The organism is Bradyrhizobium sp. P2_E8 (genome assembly GCF_056403875.1).
This window is the reverse complement of sequence record NZ_JBFUES010001690.1, coordinates 1-877: the sequence shown is the minus strand read 5'-3', so window position 1 is coordinate 877 and position 877 is coordinate 1. Positions and strand designations below refer to the sequence as shown.

The window sequence follows — 877 nt, the reverse complement described above, 5'->3', positions numbered from 1 at the left end:
AATTCCGGCCTCTCCCCGCAGGCGGGGAGAGGCGATGAAGCAGCCTCCCGCTCGACAAAATCAGCGTGGATTACGCTGATATTTCTGCCTCGCTTGCTCCCCTCGCGCAAACTGAGTTATCTTGCCCTGGCATCAGCTTTCCTGAGGGTCGGTCATTTGCGGCGGCTGCTGTTTCTCAACGGCATCAAGGCATTCGAGGCGGCGGCGCGGACCGGCAGCTTTGCTGCGGCGGGCGTCGAGCTCAACGTGTCGGCGGCCGCCGTCAGCCGCATGGTGCATCTGCTCGAAGAGCGGCTCGGCGTCGCGCTGTTCGAGCGCAAGGCCAACAGGCTGGTGCTGACGCAGGCGGGCCGCGCCTATCAGAGCGGGCTGACGCCGATCTTCGATGCGCTGGCCAGCCTGACCGCGCAGGTGACGGCGCCCTCCAGCGTCCGCGTTCTCACCATCGGCGTCGGCCACACCTTTGCGATGCGCTGGCTGATCCCGCGCCTGTCGGAGTTTCGCAACGAGGAGCCCGACATCGAGGTGCGCTTCACCACCGGCGGCGCATCGGTGCCGTTCGGCGAGGACTGGAGCTGCGGCATCAAGCTCGGCACCGGCGACTGGCCCGGGCTCGTCGCCGAGCCGCTGTTCGCCGGCGATCTCACGCCGGTCTGCGTGCCCCGTCTCGCCGCCTCATTGAAGCGGCCGGCCGATCTCAGGGGACCCAGCCTGATCCGCGTCGCGCATTCAGCCGAGGACTGGCCGATCTGGCTGAAGGCCGCCAACCTCGCCCGGATCAATGCGCGCGGGCCGGAGTTCCAGTTCTACGGCCAGGCGATCCAGGCCGCCGCCGACGTGCTCGGCATCGCCATGGGCATCCGGCCCTATATCGACG

1 protein-coding gene is annotated in these 877 nt (G+C 68.0%); it reads left to right on the top strand.

The features are described 5' to 3' along the window. Window positions 1-156 precede the first annotated feature (156 nt). Window positions 157-877 (top strand): LysR family transcriptional regulator (locus AC1D00_RS43245; RefSeq protein WP_477014943.1); only part of this gene is annotated, 721 nt, incomplete at its 3' end.